At 65.6% G+C, this 16,064-nt stretch carries 16 protein-coding genes; 10 read left to right on the top strand and 6 right to left on the bottom strand.

All coding sequences use genetic code 11. From position 1 onward, the window contains the following. Positions 1–71: 71 nt before the first annotated feature. The 5 genes from ACWW1C_RS17450 to ACWW1C_RS17430 all read left to right on the top strand — a co-directional run bounded on the left by ACWW1C_RS17450 (position 72) and on the right by ACWW1C_RS17430 (position 3,161). On the top strand, positions 72–617 hold the full coding sequence (locus tag ACWW1C_RS17450) for an RNA polymerase sigma factor (protein WP_455979547.1): 546 nt from the start codon (positions 72–74) through the stop codon (positions 615–617). Then, positions 614–1,321, top strand: a complete 708-nt coding sequence (locus ACWW1C_RS17445; protein WP_455979546.1) for a Rieske (2Fe-2S) protein — start codon at positions 614–616, stop codon at positions 1,319–1,321. The genes ACWW1C_RS17450 and ACWW1C_RS17445 overlap by 4 nt, the downstream gene beginning before the upstream one ends. A 198-nt stretch (positions 1,322–1,519) precedes the next feature. Further along, positions 1,520–1,858 (top strand): cupredoxin domain-containing protein, encoded by a 339-nt coding sequence (locus ACWW1C_RS17440; protein ID WP_455984336.1) that lies wholly within the window; start codon positions 1,520–1,522, stop codon positions 1,856–1,858. Next, the gene (locus tag ACWW1C_RS17435; protein ID WP_455979545.1) at positions 1,855–2,787 is read left to right on the top strand and encodes a metallophosphoesterase family protein; all 933 of its coding nucleotides are present in this window, start codon (positions 1,855–1,857) and stop codon (positions 2,785–2,787) included. Before ACWW1C_RS17440 ends, ACWW1C_RS17435 begins: the two co-directional genes overlap by 4 nt. After that, positions 2,784–3,161, top strand: coding sequence for a hypothetical protein (locus ACWW1C_RS17430; RefSeq protein ID WP_455979544.1), 378 nt, complete (start codon positions 2,784–2,786; stop codon positions 3,159–3,161). Before ACWW1C_RS17435 ends, ACWW1C_RS17430 begins: the two co-directional genes overlap by 4 nt. 19 nt (positions 3,162–3,180) lie before the next feature. Here ACWW1C_RS17430 and ACWW1C_RS17425 read toward each other — a convergent pair whose 3' ends face one another. Next, positions 3,181–3,840, bottom strand: coding sequence for a cutinase family protein (locus ACWW1C_RS17425; protein ID WP_455984335.1), 660 nt, complete (start codon positions 3,838–3,840; stop codon positions 3,181–3,183). 897 nt (positions 3,841–4,737) lie between these two features. Here ACWW1C_RS17425 and nrdH point away from each other — a divergent pair. Genes nrdH through ACWW1C_RS17400 form a run of 5 tightly spaced genes read left to right on the top strand, consistent with a single transcriptional unit; the run spans position 4,738 to position 9,546 of the window. Further along, a complete protein-coding gene (gene nrdH / locus ACWW1C_RS17420) occupies positions 4,738–4,977 on the top strand; it encodes a glutaredoxin-like protein NrdH (RefSeq protein WP_020104016.1) in 240 nt (79 codons plus the stop codon). A gap of 31 nt (positions 4,978–5,008) precedes the next feature. Beyond that, positions 5,009–5,461, top strand: a complete 453-nt coding sequence (nrdI, locus tag ACWW1C_RS17415; protein ID WP_138249859.1) for a class Ib ribonucleoside-diphosphate reductase assembly flavoprotein NrdI — start codon at positions 5,009–5,011, stop codon at positions 5,459–5,461. Then, positions 5,428–7,596 carry a class 1b ribonucleoside-diphosphate reductase subunit alpha gene (nrdE, locus tag ACWW1C_RS17410; RefSeq protein WP_455979543.1) on the top strand — a complete coding sequence of 723 codons (2,169 nt, stop codon included), beginning with the start codon at positions 5,428–5,430 and terminating at the stop codon, positions 7,594–7,596. Before nrdI ends, nrdE begins: the two co-directional genes overlap by 34 nt. A gap of 25 nt (positions 7,597–7,621) precedes the next feature. Further along, positions 7,622–8,377: an NUMOD3 domain-containing DNA-binding protein gene (locus tag ACWW1C_RS17405; RefSeq protein ID WP_455979542.1), complete on the top strand. Its 756-nt coding sequence runs from the start codon at positions 7,622–7,624 to the stop codon at positions 8,375–8,377. Beyond that, positions 8,374–9,546, top strand: coding sequence for a threonine synthase (locus ACWW1C_RS17400; RefSeq protein WP_455979541.1), 1,173 nt, complete (start codon positions 8,374–8,376; stop codon positions 9,544–9,546). The genes ACWW1C_RS17405 and ACWW1C_RS17400 overlap by 4 nt, the downstream gene beginning before the upstream one ends. Here ACWW1C_RS17400 and ACWW1C_RS17395 read toward each other — a convergent pair. From ACWW1C_RS17395 to ACWW1C_RS17375, 5 genes are all read right to left on the bottom strand, one after another. Continuing rightward, positions 9,485–10,159: a response regulator gene (locus tag ACWW1C_RS17395; RefSeq protein ID WP_455979540.1), complete on the bottom strand. Its 675-nt coding sequence runs from the start codon at positions 10,157–10,159 to the stop codon at positions 9,485–9,487. The two genes, ACWW1C_RS17400 and ACWW1C_RS17395, sit on opposite strands and share 62 nt — an antisense overlap. Beyond that, complete coding sequence (locus ACWW1C_RS17390) at positions 10,149–11,792, bottom strand: ATP-binding protein (protein ID WP_455979539.1); 1,644 nt, start codon at positions 11,790–11,792, stop codon at positions 10,149–10,151. Before ACWW1C_RS17390 ends, ACWW1C_RS17395 begins: the two co-directional genes overlap by 11 nt. Positions 11,793–11,842: 50 nt before the next feature. Further along, positions 11,843–13,195: a CitMHS family transporter gene (locus ACWW1C_RS17385; protein WP_455979538.1), complete on the bottom strand. Its 1,353-nt coding sequence runs from the start codon at positions 13,193–13,195 to the stop codon at positions 11,843–11,845. A 135-nt stretch (positions 13,196–13,330) separates the two neighbouring features. After that, the gene (locus ACWW1C_RS17380; protein ID WP_455979537.1) at positions 13,331–14,395 is read right to left on the bottom strand and encodes an alpha/beta hydrolase; all 1,065 of its coding nucleotides are present in this window, start codon (positions 14,393–14,395) and stop codon (positions 13,331–13,333) included. Beyond that, positions 14,392–15,963, bottom strand: coding sequence for a flavin-containing monooxygenase (locus ACWW1C_RS17375; protein ID WP_455979536.1), 1,572 nt, complete (start codon positions 15,961–15,963; stop codon positions 14,392–14,394). The genes ACWW1C_RS17380 and ACWW1C_RS17375 overlap by 4 nt, the downstream gene beginning before the upstream one ends. Positions 15,964–16,064: the final 101 nt, after the last annotated feature.

The raw sequence follows: 16,064 nt of genomic DNA, 5'->3' as shown, positions 1-16,064 counted from the left end.
ACCCCGATGGCTATCTACTTCTCGAAGTGGACCCGGGGCGTGCCGGGCCGCACCGATGAGACGGGGCCGATGTGTCTGCACAGCGTGATCCTGTGCACCGACCCCCGCTGCGCGTGGTCTCGTCGGATTCCCGGTATCCCGACTGGGAGTCCGTCTACCAGGACAACGCGAAGTGGGTGTACCGCACGATCTACGCGCGGGTCGGCAACCAGGCCGACGCCGAGGACCTCACTGCCGAGGTGTTCCTCGCCGCGCTGCGGCCGCTGCGGTTGACGGCGAGTGCCGCAGAGGTGCGGTCGTACCTGCGGAGCACCGCACGCACGGTGCTCGCCGCGCATTGGCGCGAGACGATGGGGCGGGAGATCACCTGTATCGACCTCGATATCGAAGCGCCGCCGGAAGCCGAAGAGTCCATCAGTACCGCGCCGGACCGGGTCGCCGCGGTATTGGACGCCCTGCCGGACAACTATCGACGCATACTGGAGCTGCGATTTCTCCAGACCAGGTCGATCAAGGAGTCCGCGGCAGAGCTCGGTGTCACCGTCGCCAACGCAAAGGTGTTGCAACACCGGGCCTTACGGCTGGCGGCACAGATCAACGAGAAGGGCGAGCCATGAACGCGCGCGGGTTGCGTCGGTACCTCGACGATCTGCTGCGCGGGCGCAAGCCGTCCGGGTTCGCCCCCGACGACTTCGACGCGGCGCAGATGCGGACCGCGATCGACCTGCAGGCCGCCCGGCCCGGCGCCGATGAGCCGCGCCCGGAATTCCTTGCCGATTTGCAGAACAGGCTCGCCGCCCAGTTCGACGGCGACGAAGCGGCGGCGCCGAAGCCGGGTTGGCTGCGCGCCAACCGCCGTCAGGTGATCGTCGGGACGTCGGCGGCCGCCAGTGCCGCGGTGGCCGCGGTGGCCGTCGACCGGGCTTTGGTGGGCCGCAGCGGGCCTGGCAAGCAGGACACCGCGAGCCAGGAGTTGGTCCCGTCGGCGGGAACGTGGCAGAAGGTCGCCGACAGCTCCGACGTGTCGGAGGGGGCGGTGCATCCGTTCGACCTGGGCTCGGTCGTGGGGTTCGTGCGCAGGGTCGACGGGAACGTGCAGGGCATCTCGGGGGTCTGCACACATCAGGGCTGCCGGCTCTGGTTCGACGGGCCGGACGACCGGCTGCGCTGCCCGTGCCATTCCACGTCGTTCGCCACGGACGGTCACGTCCTGACTCATCAGTTGCCGATCGCGCCAAAACCCTTGCCGAAGTTCGATGTTCGCGAGGTGGGTGGCGTGATCGAGGTGTTGGCGCCGACGCCGCCGAGTCAGCCGGCCTGAGGCGTGTAACCCGCCGCCGTATCTGTTGGTGAGGGTGCGCAGGCGCACCCGTACCCGACGACTACGGAGGTTCCCGTCGTGTCGCGACGATCCCTGGTGGTGCTCTGTGGCGCCGCCCTGCTCCTGGCCGGATGCACCTCGACAGCGCCGCAAAGCACCACTGCAACACCGGTTTTCAGCTCGGGCGTCACGCCCGGTATGGCCGGCTCGGGTTCCGGACCCGGCCCCGCCATGGGGTCGATGACCATGGCCCCGCCCGAACCGGGGCATCCGGCGCCGGCGCCTGCGGGCCCCAACGCCGTCAACATCGACAATTTCGCCTTCGCGCCGGCTGAGCTGACGGTGCCGGCCGGGACGACCGTGACCTGGACCAACCACGACGAGGATCCGCACAACGTCGTCGCCGAAGGTGGTCAGTTCCGTTCTCCGACAATGGGTTCCGGTGCGACCTTCAGCTATGTCTTCGCGACGCCGGGCACCTTCACCTACGTCTGCGGGATTCACCCCTTCATGCACGGAACGGTGGTCGTCAAATGAGCGACTCTCAAGCCGACCCGCAACAGATGAACCGTCGCCAATTGCTGCGGCACACGGCATGGTTCGGTGCCGCTGTCGGGTTGTCGGTGGTCGGTGGGGAAGTGCTGTCGCACGTCGCGGGCAGTTCGTCCGCCCCGGCGCAGCAGCCGACGTTGCGCTTCGCCCAGGTCAGTGACAGCCACATCGGCTTCACCGGGGCGGCCAACACCGATGTGGCCGGCTCGTTCACCCACGCCATCGACACCGTCAACAATCTGGGCTACACCCCGGATTTCGTGATCCACACCGGTGATCTGACACATCTGGCCACCCCGGAGCAGTTCGATCAGGTCCGGCAGATGATGACCGGTCTGCACACGCCGCACGTGTTCACCGTTCCGGGCGAACATGATTCGGCCGACGATGCCGGCGCCAAGTACCGCCAGGTCTTCGGGGCGGGCACCCGTGGCGACGGTTGGTACAGCTTCGACATCGCGGGCGTGCATGTCATCGCGCTGGTGAACACGCTGAACCTGAAGAAGCTCGGCCATCTCGGGGTCGATCAGCTCGAGTTCGTGGAGAAGGACGTCGCCGGGTTATCGAGTGATACGCCGATCGTGGTGTTCAGCCACATCCCACTGTTCGCGATGTATCCCGATTGGGGCTGGGGGACCGACGACTCGGCCCAGGCGTTGAGTTACCTGAAACGGTTCGCGTCGGTGACCTGCCTCAACGGCCATGTGCACCAGGTGTTTTCCAAGACGGAAGGCAACATCACCTTCCACAGCGGCACGACCACCGCGTATCCGCTGCCGCATCCCGGTGACGGTCCGGCGCCGAAACCCCTGACGCTGCCGGCCGGCAAACTGCACGACGCGCTCGGTATCCGTGAGGTCAGTTACCAGTCCGGTCAGCACACTCTCGCGCTCAAAGAACGGACCCTGCAGTGAATCTCGTCTACCGCCTGATCATCGCAACGGCCATGGTTGTCAGCGGCGGTGTGCACGCCTATCTCTACCTGCACGGCTACGGTCACATACCGACGGTCGGCGCCGGCTTCCTCGTCCAGGCCGCGGTGTTCTGCAGCGTGGGCGTGCTGATCTTGGTCGGCGGTCCGTCGTGGTTCCTGTGGGCCGCCGGGTTGTTCTCGGCCGGCGCGCTCGGGGCGTTCGCCCTGTCCCGTACTGTCGGTTTGGCCGGATTCGTCGAAAAAGGCTGGGAACCAGCGCCTTACGCACTGGTGAGCGCTGTTGCCGAAACTGCGGTCGTGCTGGCGGTCGCCGCCTGGATGGTGCAGACGCGTCGGCAGGGGCCGGGCGAATGAGGACCCGACCGATTGACGCCTACAGTCGGCCGGCGGCGAACTGCGCGGCTTGGGCGACCATGCCGTTGGCGATATAGGAGTTGTGCGCGGCGGTGGGCTGCCCTGGGGGAGCACCGTTACAGATGGTGTCGCCGCTCGCACACTGATCGATCGTCTTGGGCGTGTACAGCGGGCCGATGGCGATCTGCGGCGCGCCGGCGTCGCCGAGAAACCGATTCGAGGGTTTCCCGAACAGCGTCACGGCTGCGACGTGACCGGCAACCTCGGGCGGCATCGGCGGCGGCACGAAGGCGGCGGGGACGCCCGGTGGGATGTCGGCTGCCGTGGTGAAGGCGGCGACCGCTGCGCCCTGGGAAAATCCACCGAGCACCATCTTGGTGGCGGGGCACGTGGCCGCCACTGCCTGAATGTGGTTGGTGGCGTCGCGGATTCCGTCGATGACGGTCATCGCGAACTGGATGCCGTCGCCGAAGTCGGCACTGGCCTGGTAGTTGACCGGGTACACGCTGACCGATCTGGTACCGCTCTTGGCCCGCACGGCATCGACGAATGCCTGGCCGATGCCGCCGACACCTGGTGGCTCGCCGGTCCCGCGGGCGAATATCACCTCGGTGTCGGGACATGGGTCGGCGGCGGCCGTCGGAGCCGGCGCGGCTATGAGGGCCAGCGTGCCGGCCATCAGGGTGAGCACGCTCGTGAGCCTGCGGTTGCTGCGCCGGTGGGGCACCGTGGGGGCGTCAGCGCAATCGAAAGAGTGCATGGCGAACCTCTGCGTCGTTTCGTCGTTTCGGGATGCCGATTGCCTGATTGCGATAGTACGCAGCGAGTTGGAGCCGACTCTGGTCATGCGGGATGCGCGCAGGCCGCTCTGGCCGTGGTGCCGGTCGAATACAGCCGGGCTGTCGCGAACGGGCGATTGTTCGGATTCGTGGAGACGGGCTGGGAGTCGGTACCGTATGCAGTCCTCAGTGCGGCCGCCGAAGTGGCGGCCGTACTGGCGGCGGGGGTGTGGGCAGTACGCGACACGCGCGGGTGAGAAGTCGCATTTGTCACGTTCGTCACGCGTGTACCACAGCTGTGGCTTCCGTCGCGCGGAAATCGGCGTAGCTGGTGACTTCCGTCGGGCCGACGCCCGGCGCGTCGCAGGCGGCGCGTCGCCGCAACTTGTCGGTGGCTGGTGCTAAACCGGTAGTTGGAGCACGACACGCCCCTGGGTGTGATGTGCGACACGCCGAGAGGGTGTCTCGGATTCGGCCTTGCGACCTGGGAATTTCACGAATGTTGTTCAGAACATCTTGTATCTGTTCGGTTTGTCGCCCACTAGGTGTAGTGTTTGACGGACCGACAGGCCCCCAACGAATTGAGGGTCGGCCGGGGCCGGAAAGTCAGCCGGACGGGGATTTCGAGTGATTCTCCGACACGCTGACCAGGCGGCTCGGGACGACCGGAGATGCGGGAATTTCAAGGGTTGCCGGGCCGCTGATCCGGATGGGGATATCAGCGGAAAGCGATACCCCGTCAGTTGCCAGCCATGTTCAGTTCAGCTTCCAGGCCTTCGAAGAGGAGTCGTACCGAGATGACCGTCACCGTGTACACCAAGCCGGCATGTGTGCAGTGCAACGCCACCTACAAGGCGCTGGACAAGGCGGGCATCGCTTACGAGAAGGTCGACATCAGCATCGATGACGAAGCTCGTGAGTACGTGCTGGCGCTCGGTTACCTGCAGGCCCCGGTCGTGGTGACCGACAGCGAGCACTGGTCGGGCTTCCGCCCGGACCGGATCAAGGCGCTCAGCACCGTGGCGGTCACCGCCTAGAAAACAACCAGCCGGGGGAGGAGAAGGAACAGTGAGCAATCTCGTCTACTTCTCCAGCGTGTCGGAGAACACCCACCGCTTCGTCCAGAAGCTGGGGATACCGGCAATTCGCATCCCGATTCACGGACGTATCGAGGACGGGGTCATCGACGAGCCCTACGTTCTGGTACTCCCGACCTATGGCGGCGGACGTGCCACCCCGGATATCAACGACGGTGGCTACGTCCCGAAGCAGGTCATCGCCTTTCTCAACAATGAACACAACCGGTCGTTGATCCGCGGCGTCATCGCCGCGGGCAACAACAACTTTGGTGCTGAATTCGCCTACGCGGGCAATGTGGTCTCCCGTAAGTGCGGTGTTCCGTACCTCTACCGCCTCGAACTCATGGGAACCCCGGACGACGTCATCGCTGTTCGTGAGGGTCTGGAAGATTTCTGGAAGGAACTGTCGTGCCACCAACCGTCACAGCTGCAGAACCGGTAGCCGCCACCACGCATGCGCTGCCCGGCGAGAGCGACTACCACGCTCTCAACGCGATGCTCAACTTGTACGACGCGGACGGCAAGATCCAGTTCGACAAGGACGTGCTCGCAGCGCGGGAGTACTTCCTGCAGCACGTGAACCAGAACACGGTGTTCTTCCACAGCCAGGACGAGAAGCTCGATTACCTGATCGAGAAGGAGTACTACGAGCGCGAGGTGCTCGACCAGTACAGCCGCAACTTCGTCAAGCAGCTGCTCGACCGGGCCTTCGCCAAGAAGTTCCGCTTCCCGACGTTTTTGGGCGCGTTCAAGTACTACACCAGCTACACGCTGAAGACCTTCGACGGTAAGCGCTACCTGGAGCGTTTCGAGGACCGCGTCGTCATGGTGGCCCTGACCCTGGCCGCCGGCGACACCGAGCTGGCCGAGAAGCTGGTCGACGAGATCATCGACGGCCGGTTCCAGCCGGCCACCCCGACGTTCCTCAACTCGGGCAAGAAACAGCGCGGCGAGCCCGTGTCGTGCTTCTTGCTGCGCATCGAGGACAACATGGAGTCCATCGGCCGCTCGATCAACTCGGCGCTGCAGCTGTCCAAGCGCGGCGGTGGAGTTGCGTTGCTGCTCAGCAACATTCGCGAGCACGGCGCGCCGATCAAGAACATCGAGAACCAGTCCTCGGGCGTCATCCCGATCATGAAGCTGCTGGAGGACTCGTTCTCCTACGCCAACCAGCTCGGTGCTCGCCAGGGCGCGGGTGCGGTCTACCTGCACGCGCACCACCCGGACATCTACCGCTTCCTCGACACCAAGCGCGAGAACGCCGACGAGAAGATCCGCATCAAGACGCTGTCGCTGGGTGTCGTCATCCCGGACATCACGTTCGAGCTGGCCAAGAAGAACGAGGACATGTACCTCTTCTCGCCGTACGACGTCGAGAAGGTCTACGGGCTGCCGTTCGCCGATATCAATGTCACCGAGAAGTACTACGAGATGGTCGACAACGGCGCCATCCGCAAGACGAAGATCAAGGCCCGCGAGTTCTTCCAGACCCTTGCCGAGCTGCAGTTCGAGTCGGGCTACCCGTACATCATGTACGAGGACACGGTGAACCGGGCGAACCCGATCGACGGCAAGATCACGCACTCCAACCTGTGCTCGGAAATTTTGCAGGTGTCGACGCCGTCGTTGTTCAACGAGGATCTGTCCTACGCCAAGGTTGGCAAGGACATCTCGTGCAACCTGGGCTCGCTGAACATCGCGAAGGCCATGGACTCGCCGGACTTCGCGCAGACCATCGAGGTGTCGATCCGCGCGCTGACCGCGGTGTCGGATCAGACGCACATCTGGTCGGTGCCGTCGATCGAGCAGGGCAACAACGACTCGCACGCCATCGGCCTGGGGCAGATGAACCTGCACGGCTACCTGGCCCGTGAGCAGATTTACTACGGCTCCGACGAAGGCGTCGACTTCACCAACATCTACTTCTACACCGTGCTGTTCCACGCACTGCGCGCCTCGAATCGCATTGCGATCGAACGCGGTACGAAGTTCGGTGGGTTCGAGAAGTCGAAGTACGCATCGGGTGAGTTCTTCGACAAGTACACCGAACAGGAGTGGACGCCGAAGACCGACAAGGTCCGCCAGATCTTCGCCGATGCCGGCATTGACATTCCGACGCAGGACGATTGGCGTTCACTGAAGGAGTCGGTGCAGACGCACGGCATCTACAACCAGAACCTGCAGGCTGTTCCGCCGACGGGCTCGATCTCGTACATCAACCACTCGACCAGCTCGATCCACCCGGTCGCGTCGAAGATCGAGATCCGCAAGGAAGGCAAGATCGGCCGGGTTTACTACCCGGCGCCGTATCTCACCAACGACAACCTGGAGTACTACCAGGACGCGTACGAGATCGGCTACGAGAAGATCATCGACACCTATGCCGCGGCCACACAGCATGTGGACCAAGGGCTTTCGCTGACGCTGTTCTTCAAGGACACCGCCAGTACCCGCGACGTCAACAAGGCCCAGATCTACGCCTGGCGCAAGGGCATCAAGACGCTGTACTACATCCGCCTGCGTCAGATGGCGCTGGAAGGTACGTCCGTGGAGGGTTGCGTCAGTTGCATGTTGTAGTGATTGTTCGCTGACAGCGGATTTCATGACTGGTAGGACTCCGACCGGAGGCCTGATCTATGGGGTCAGGCTCCGGTCGGAGTCCGTTTATCGCTATGTCGGCCTCACGACGAAAACGGCACAAGTACGCCTGCGGCAGCATCTGAAAGTCGCTTGGGACGGGAGAAAAACGCCGTTCTATGACTGGTTGCGAAAACAGCAGCGCGACGATCTGATCGTGGACCCGCTGGACTGGACAGACGGGCTCGACGAGCTAGGCGAGGCCGAGATTGCGTGGATAGCGCTTCTTCGGCAGGAAGGGCATCCACTGCTGAACCTCTCGGACGGCGGACTCGGACCGACGGGCGTTGTGTGGACCGCGGAGATGCGGGAGGCAGCGAGGATTCGATCGACCGGTCGAAAGATTCCCAGCAGATTCGGTGAAGAGGCGTCGTTCTATCGAGGGCAACACTCCGCGGAGCAACGAGCGAAGTGGTCGGCCGCACGTAAGGGCACGAACGTTGGTGCTGACAATCCGAATTATGGGAAGTTTGGTGCTGACCACCCCAGTTTCGGTCATGTGATGTCGGAAGAGGCCAAGGCCAAGCTTTCCGAAAAAATGAAAGGTGCTGGCAACCCGAACTTTGGCCGAAGTGCCAGTGCGGAAACACGAGCCAAAATGTCGGCGGTTCGGAGGGGCCGGCCTATGCCGTCGAGCAAGCGCAGTGCGCATACGAGGTACCACACAAATCGCGGAGTCAAGAAAGACACCTGCCAGTACTGCATTGAAGACTCGACTTGAGTCGACCGCACCTGATCGACCGCAGTGGCCAGCGGTATCCCGCTGACCAACCCCGCTGGCGCGGTGACGACGGTAGCCCGCTGGTCTTCGAACCGCTGCCGGGCCTCGGCCGCGAGCAGATCGACACCGCGATCAACTCGCAGTGGCGCTACCGCGCAGCGCTGCCAAATCCCTTGGCGCACATCGAGCCGGCGACCCTTGGTGAGGGCCGGACACCGTTGATCAACCGGACCATCGAGGGCATCGACGTCGGCTTCAAAGTCGAGTCGATGAACCCGACCGGCAGTTTCAAGGATCGTGGCGTCGCGGTGATGGTGACCGCCTTGCGTCATCAGAGGGTCGAGCGGGTGCTCGAGGACTCCAGTGGCAACGGCGGATCTTCGGTCGCCGCGTACTGCGCGGCGGCGGGCATCGAAGCCCACATCCTGGTGCCGGCCGCGACGTCGCCGAACAAGATCGTCCAGAGCCGATGGCACGGGGCCCACATCGAATTGGTCTCCGGCACCCGGCAGGAGGTAGCCGACGCGGCCGTGCGCCGCGCCGACACCACGTTCTACGCCAGCCACAACTGGCACCCATATTTCCTGCAAGGCATCAAATTGATCGCCTACGAGATTTGGGAAGACCTCGGATTCCGTGCTCCCACTGCGGTTCTCGTTCCGGCGGGTGCCGGCAGTCTGGTTCTTGGTTGCGCCATCGGCTTCGGCGAGCTGTATCGCGCCGGCGAGATCGAGCGCGCACCAAGGATTCTCGTCGCTCAGCCGCAGAATTGCTGTCCGCTCGTCACGGCCATCGAACAAGGCCGGCGCGAGGTCGCCGAACGCCAGTGGTCGCCAACCGTCGCCGAGGGCACGGCCATCGCGAAGCCGGTGCGGGATCATGAAGTGCTGCAAGCGATCCGGGGCACCAACGGAACGGCTGTCGCGGTCCCGGAAGACGAGTTACTTCCCGCGGTGGGCGAGCTCGCCAGGAGCGGGCTGTTCGTCGAACCCACCAGCGCCCAGGTTGTGCCGGCGCTACGTCAGTTGCGGGCAGTCGGACAGATCAGTGCCGCGGACACCGTCGTCGCCGTTCTCACCGGATCAGGGTTGAAGGCCGGTCACCTGCTCACGCCAGGGCATAACGCTGGCGAGGACGGCCGGCAGAGCCATACTGCAGGGCCATCGTGAGGGTCCCCGCCCGCACCAGATCCGCGAGGTAGCGTCGCGCGGTAGCCGGGGCGATGCCCACCAGTTGCGCGATCTCGTCGGCCAGCAGTGGTTCACTCGCCTCGCGGAGCGCGTCCACGATCAGGCGCTCGGTCAGCGGCGCGCCGTCGTCCTTCTTGGTTGCCGGCCGCTCGGACCGCAGCGCCGAGACCGCCGAGTCCACCTGCTCCTGAGTCAGGTGTGGGCTGTCGAGGATTCGCCGATACGCCGTGTAGGCGGCCAGGCGCCGTGCCAACTCGGTGTTCGGAAACGGCTTGATCAGATAGTGCAGGGCGCCTGCGGCGAACCCGGCCCGGATATTCGCCGCGTCGTCGGCGGCGCCCAAGATGAACGCGTCGCAACGCAGGCTGCGTACCAGGTCGATGCCGGAACCGTCCGGCAGGTAGACGTCGACGAGCGCCAGATCCACCGGCGCCCGCGCGGTATCGGCAGCGGCCACGATCGACCTGGCTTCCGCGATGGTTCGCGCCGAGCCGACCGTGACCAGTCCGACCATCGAGTCCACCACCGAGGCGTGCAGCGCGGCGACCCGAAAGTCGTCGTCCACCACCAGGATTCGCAGCTCACGCGTCATCGCCCAGAACACCTCCCGGAATCGTGGCCAGCACCGTGGTCGGCTCGCCGTCCGTGCCGCCGCGGGCGGCGATGGTGACGTCCCCACCGTGTCCGCGCGCCACTTGCCGTGCGATGGCCAGACCCATACCGCGCCCGCCCGGCACTGTCGGGTCGGACCGAGTGGTCACCCCCTCGAGGAAAGGGTCGTCGACGGTGAACCCGGGTCCGGTATCAGTCACCACGATCACCAGATCATGTCCGTCGCGCAGCAGGTCCAGCTCTACCGCCGGGACGTGCGTGTCCGGCGTTGCGTTCTCTGCCGCCGCGTCGATTGCGTTGTCGAGGAGATTCCCGACCACCGTGGTGGTGTCCACCGGGTGGGCGAGCGTGCCGACGAGTGCCGTCTCTTCGCCCACCCGCAGCACGACGCCGCGCTCGTGTGCGCGGGCGGCCTTGGCTCCGACGAACGCCCGCATATGCGGTTCGTCCAGGCGTTCCAGACCCGGCACGGGGGCCTCGCCGGCTCGCCCGGTGATCTCGTCCAGGTACCGCAGCGCCTCGGCGGTCCGGTTGTCGCGGAGCAGGCCCGCCACCACGTGCAGGCGGTTCGCCGACTCGTGGCGTTGTGCCCGTAACGCCGAGCTCATCGCTTGCACCGAGTCCAGTTCTCGCGTGAGCGCCTCGATGTCGGTGCGGTCCACGGCGGTCAGTACCGTGCCCAGATCGACGCCGTCGCGGTGCACTCGTCGGGATGACACCAGCACGACGCGTTCGTTGACGGCCGCGGCGACCGGCACCGTCGTCGGCTCCGCCGCGACCGCGGACACGCGGGGCGTGAGGCCCAGATCGCGCAGCGGCGTCCCCGGCGCGGCGGTGATACCGAGCAACTCCCGAGCCCGCTCGTTGATCACCCGGGCGATGCCTTTCGCATCAATCGCGATCACTCCCTCTGCGCCCGAATGCAGTACCGCGTCCTGCTCGCGGATCAGCTCGGCCATCTCCTCCGGTTCCAGGCTCAGAGTGAGGCGGCGCCACCGCCTGGTCAACAGAGCCGAGCCGATCGCGCCCACCGTCAGTGCAATCGCCACCAACGTCACCATGAGCACCAGGGTGCGGTGGGTGGCCTGATTGACGGTGTCCATCGCCACGCCGACACTGACGAGGCCGACGACAGTGCCGTCCGGACCGCGGATCGGTGCCTTCGCGCGGACCGAATCGCCGAGGGTGCCCTGCTGCACGGTCAGCTCAGACTCGCCACTGAGGACCGCGGACGGATCGGTGCTCAGGGGCCGATCCAGCTGCGTCGGGTCTGGATGTGCGATGCGATAGCCGGCGTCGTCGGCGATCACCACGAACAACACCCCGGTGCGGGCGGTGATGGCCGCGGCCTGCCGTTGCAGCGGGGCGGCGGCCAGCTCCACTGCCGAAGCCGGGTGCCCGGCCCGACGCGCCGCGGATTGGGTAGCGGCACCGGCCTGGACCTCCTGATCCGAGGCCACCGTCTCCGCGATGGCCTGGGCGCGACGCGCGAATTCGGTCCGGGTCTGCGTGTCGGTGCGGTGGATGATGATGCCGAAACCGGCGGCCAGGCTGGCGGTCACGATCACCATCTGCAGGATGAGGATCTGGGTGCGTAATCGGATCCTCGGCATGACGGTCGAGGCTAATCGGGTCGACGCCGGATCGGCCGCAGATCGGCGCGTCAGAGCGGTATCTGGCCGAGGGCAACGCCCACCACCAGCATCGCCAGCGAGACCACCGCCGCCCGCCATAACACCTTCTTGTGATGATCGGCGAGCCCGACGCCGGCCAGCGCAACCAGCAGCAGGATCGCCGGGACCAGCGGGCTCTGCATGTGGAACGGCTGCCCGGTGATCGAGGCCCGCGCCATCTCGGCCGGGCTGATCCCGTAGTGGCTCGCGGTCTCCGAGAGCACCGGCAGGACGCCGAAGTAGAAGGCGTCGTTGGACATCAGGAAGGTGAACGGGATGGACAGCACACCGGTGATCACACCGAGGTGCGGGCCCATCGACTCCGGGATGATCCCGGTGACCCAGGTGGCCACCGCCTCCACCATGCCGGTGCCCTTGAATACTCCGGTCAGCACGGCCGCGGCGAGCACCATGCCCACCACCGACACGATCGACGACGCATGCCGGGTGATCGCGGCCTGTTGGTCGGCCACCTGCGGGAAGTTCGCGATGAGGGCGACCGCGGCGGCGATCATGAAGAGCACCGGGATGGGCAGGATGTCCAGGGTGAGCACCGCGAGCAGTGCGGTGGTGACGATCGCGTTGAACCACAACAGTTTCGGCCGGGCGAACTCACCGGAGATCGCGCCCGAGTCGTCGGCGGCACCCTCGAATGCGTCGCCCCCGCTGAGCCCCACTGGTTCCAGCCCACCACCGGAGCCGGCCAGGACCCGCTCGCGAACCACGATCGAACCGATCCGCTTGCGCTCCAGCACTCCCAGGTGCCAAGCGAACGCCAGCACGATGAACATCCCGGCGATCAGCGACGGGATCATCGGGACGAACACCTCGGACGGAGAGATCTTCAGTGCAGCCGCCGCGCGCGCGGTCGGGCCGCCCCACGGCAGGATGTTCATGGTGCCGTTCGCCAAGCCGGCGACCACGGTGAGTACCACCGGGCTCACCCCCAGCTTCAAGTAGAGGGGGAGTAGCGCGGAGACCGTGACGATGAAGGTGGTCGAACCGTCACCGTCGAGCGAGACCACCGCCGCGAGCACCGCGGTGCCGACCACCAGTCGCGCGGGATCGTGATCCACCATGCGGATCACGGTGCGAATCACCGGGTCGAACAGTCCGACATCGATCATGATGCCGAAGAACACGATGGCGAAGAACAGCATCGCCGCGGTGGGCGCCAGGTCCTTGATGCCGTCGGTGATCATCTTCCCGATTCCGCTGCCCGCCCCGGCCAGCAGGCCGAAGGTCACGGCAACGGCGATCAACGCCACGATGGGCGTGGCGCGCTTGGTCATGATGACGACCATGAAGGCGGCGACCATGGTCAGGCCGAGGGCAACCAACATCAGCTATCTCCTGAGGGTGTGACTGGTGCAATCTCAGAAGGGTCGCTGTAACCGGCATCACAACGCGAGCTTGTACGTATTAGTCGCGCTTTTGCGCGTTTCGCTCGGTATCGCGCTCCGGCGCGCCTGCGGTGACTAGCGCACCGCGTGCCGGATCGCGGCGGCGACGCGGTGCACCGCATCGCGGGCGGCGGGGCTGATCTGGGTCATGGAGACATACCCGTGCACCAGGCCGCCTTCCCGCAACAGGCGAGTCGGGACGCCGAAGTCCTTGAGCCGCTGGGCGTATGCGATCGCCTCGTCCCGCAAGGTGTCGAAACCGGCGACGGTGATGAGCGTCGGCGGCACCCCGGAGAGGTCCTCCGCAAGGATCGGTGACATCCGCGGATCGGACCGGTCGGCAGGTTCGGGCACGTAGAGCTCGGACAGCCACTCGATCTGCTTGGCGGTGAGGGCGGGGTTGTCCGCGAACTCATCGCGCGAACGGTAGTTGCCCGCGCCGTCCACGACCGGATACATCAGCGCCTGCATCCGCGGACGAAGTGCCTCGCCCTGAAGTTGATTCGACAGCACCGCACAGAGATTCGCGCCGGCACTGTCACCGAGCAGCACGATGCGCGCCGGATCGACTCCCCAGTCGGTGCAGCGCTCGACGGCGAATTGCCATGCCTCCCAGGCATCGTCGACCGCAGCGGGAAACGGGGCTTCGGGAGCCAGTCGATACTCGACCGACAGCACATTGACGCCGGCGCGGGCCGCGATGAGGCGGGCGGGGGAGTCGTAATCCTGGCGACTGCCGAGGACGAAACCGCCGCCGTGCAGGAACAGCACGAGGCCGCTGGAGTGCACCTTCGGGCGATACAGGCTGGCCCGATTGCCGTCGGGGAGAACGATATCGGGGTCCACATCCACGGCCGCGTTCGCGGATTTGTCCGCGAAGACCCGGCAGTCGTTCGCCATGATGGCCCGTGCCTCGGTCACGGTGCCGTCGCTGAAATCAGGCCCGTCGGCGGCAACCCGCATCATCAGTGCGATCTCCGGTGCCATCACGTCGCCGTCGGCGTTGACGGTCGGCGGGACGAGCCGGCGGAGGACGGCTTGCGGAACCCGGCCCAGAGCAGTGAACAGCGTGCGCTGCGCCAACTCGCGGCCAGTCAATCGGCGGTCCGGTGACGTGGACTGCGTGATAGTCGTCGTCATGAGGCGACTCGTCCGGAAGCTGCCTGGCTGATCTCAGCGCGGCGAGTCTCGCTTTGCGTGCCGCCGACGGCGAGTTCGCGTTCCAGTCGGGAGCTGAAGCGCAGGTTGTCGTCGATGATCGACCCCCGGTACATCTTCCGGTCCTCCAAGAACACGTTCCGCATCTGCCACGGCATCGCGTCGCCCTGACGCGGCAGGGTCCGCTTCGCGCGTTGCATGTATCCGGCATCCAGATCGAGGATCGAGCGGGAGCCGACGCCCTCGGCCGCATACGGGGCGACGGTGTCGTACCCGTGGGTGTCCATGTACCGCAGCAATTCGATGAGGCTCTTGCCGAGCAGCGAAATCTTCAGCGTCCAGGACGATTTGGTGTAGCCGACCGCCATCATCCAGTTCGGGATACCCGACAGCAGGGCTCCTCGGTAGACCACACTGTCAGAGAGCTCGACGGGGCGCCCGTCGATTGTCAGGTCGATACCGCCGAACAGGTGCATGTTCAGCCCGGTTGCCGTGACGATGAGGTCGGCCTGCAGGTGCTCACCGGACTCGAGCTCGATGCCAGTCTTGGTGAAGCGGCGGATCCGATCGGTCACCACCGATGCGCCGCCCTCGCGGATCGAGGCGAAGAAGTCGCCGTCGGGTGCGAGGCACAGGCGCTGGTCCCACGGGTCATACGGCGGGTTGAAGTGACGGTCCACGTCGAACCCCGCCGGCAGTAGCTTTTTGTTCAGGTGGCGGATGACGCGCCGCGCGGTCTTCGGGAACCTGGTCATCAGTTCGACGACCACCCAGTCGAGCAACACGTTCTTCCACCGGGTCGCGAGGTAGCCGCGCCGTTCCCCGAGGAGACGGGTGAGCTTGAGGCTCAGCGTGTCGACGCGCGGTAGCGACATGACGTACGTCGGCGTGCGCTGCAGCATGGTGACGTGGTCGGCAGTGCCGTCGCCCTTGAGCAGCGACGGGACGAGCGTGATTGCGGTTGCGCCGCTGCCGATTACGACGACCTTCTTGCCGGAGTGGTCGTAGCCCTCGGGCCAGAACTGCGGGTGGATGATGTCGCCCTCGAAGTCGTCGCGACCCTCGAACTCCGGGGTGTATCCCTGGTCGTACCGGTAGTAGCCTGTGCCGGCGTAGACCCATCCGGCCTTGATCACCTCGCTGTGCACCGCGCCGGTGGCATCGGTGACCTCGACGGTCAGCACCCATTCCGCGTCGTCGCTCGACCACGCGGCGGCCACGACGTGGTGGCGGTACCTGATGATCTTGTCGAGGCCGTATTCCTCGACGGTCTCCTTGAGGTAGTCCAGGATCAGCGGTGCGTCCGCGATCGCCTTCTCGTCGCGCCAGCTCTTGAACTCGTAGGCGAAGGTGTGGAGGTCCGAGTCGGACCGAATGCCGGGGTACCGGAACAGGTCCCACGTCCCGCCGATCGCGGCGCGCCCCTCGAGCAGTGCAATCTTCTTCGCCGGGAACTCTTTCGTGAGATACGCCGCCGCGCCGATGCCCGAGATGCCTCCGCCGATGATCACGACGTCGTAGTACTCCGGGTTGGGTGCTGGGATGCTCATCTGTCGTTTCCTTCCTGCGCCGGCACTGGCGCGCGTTGCGATGTGCCTCAGATTGCCGGGGTCGGCGTGGTGCGCACCACACCGAAATGCAACAACCTGTA

Source organism: Mycobacterium sp. HM-7 (assembly GCF_053852335.1).
The sequence above is the reverse complement of the archived record's forward strand: the minus strand, read 5'-3'. Positions and strand labels throughout refer to the sequence as shown.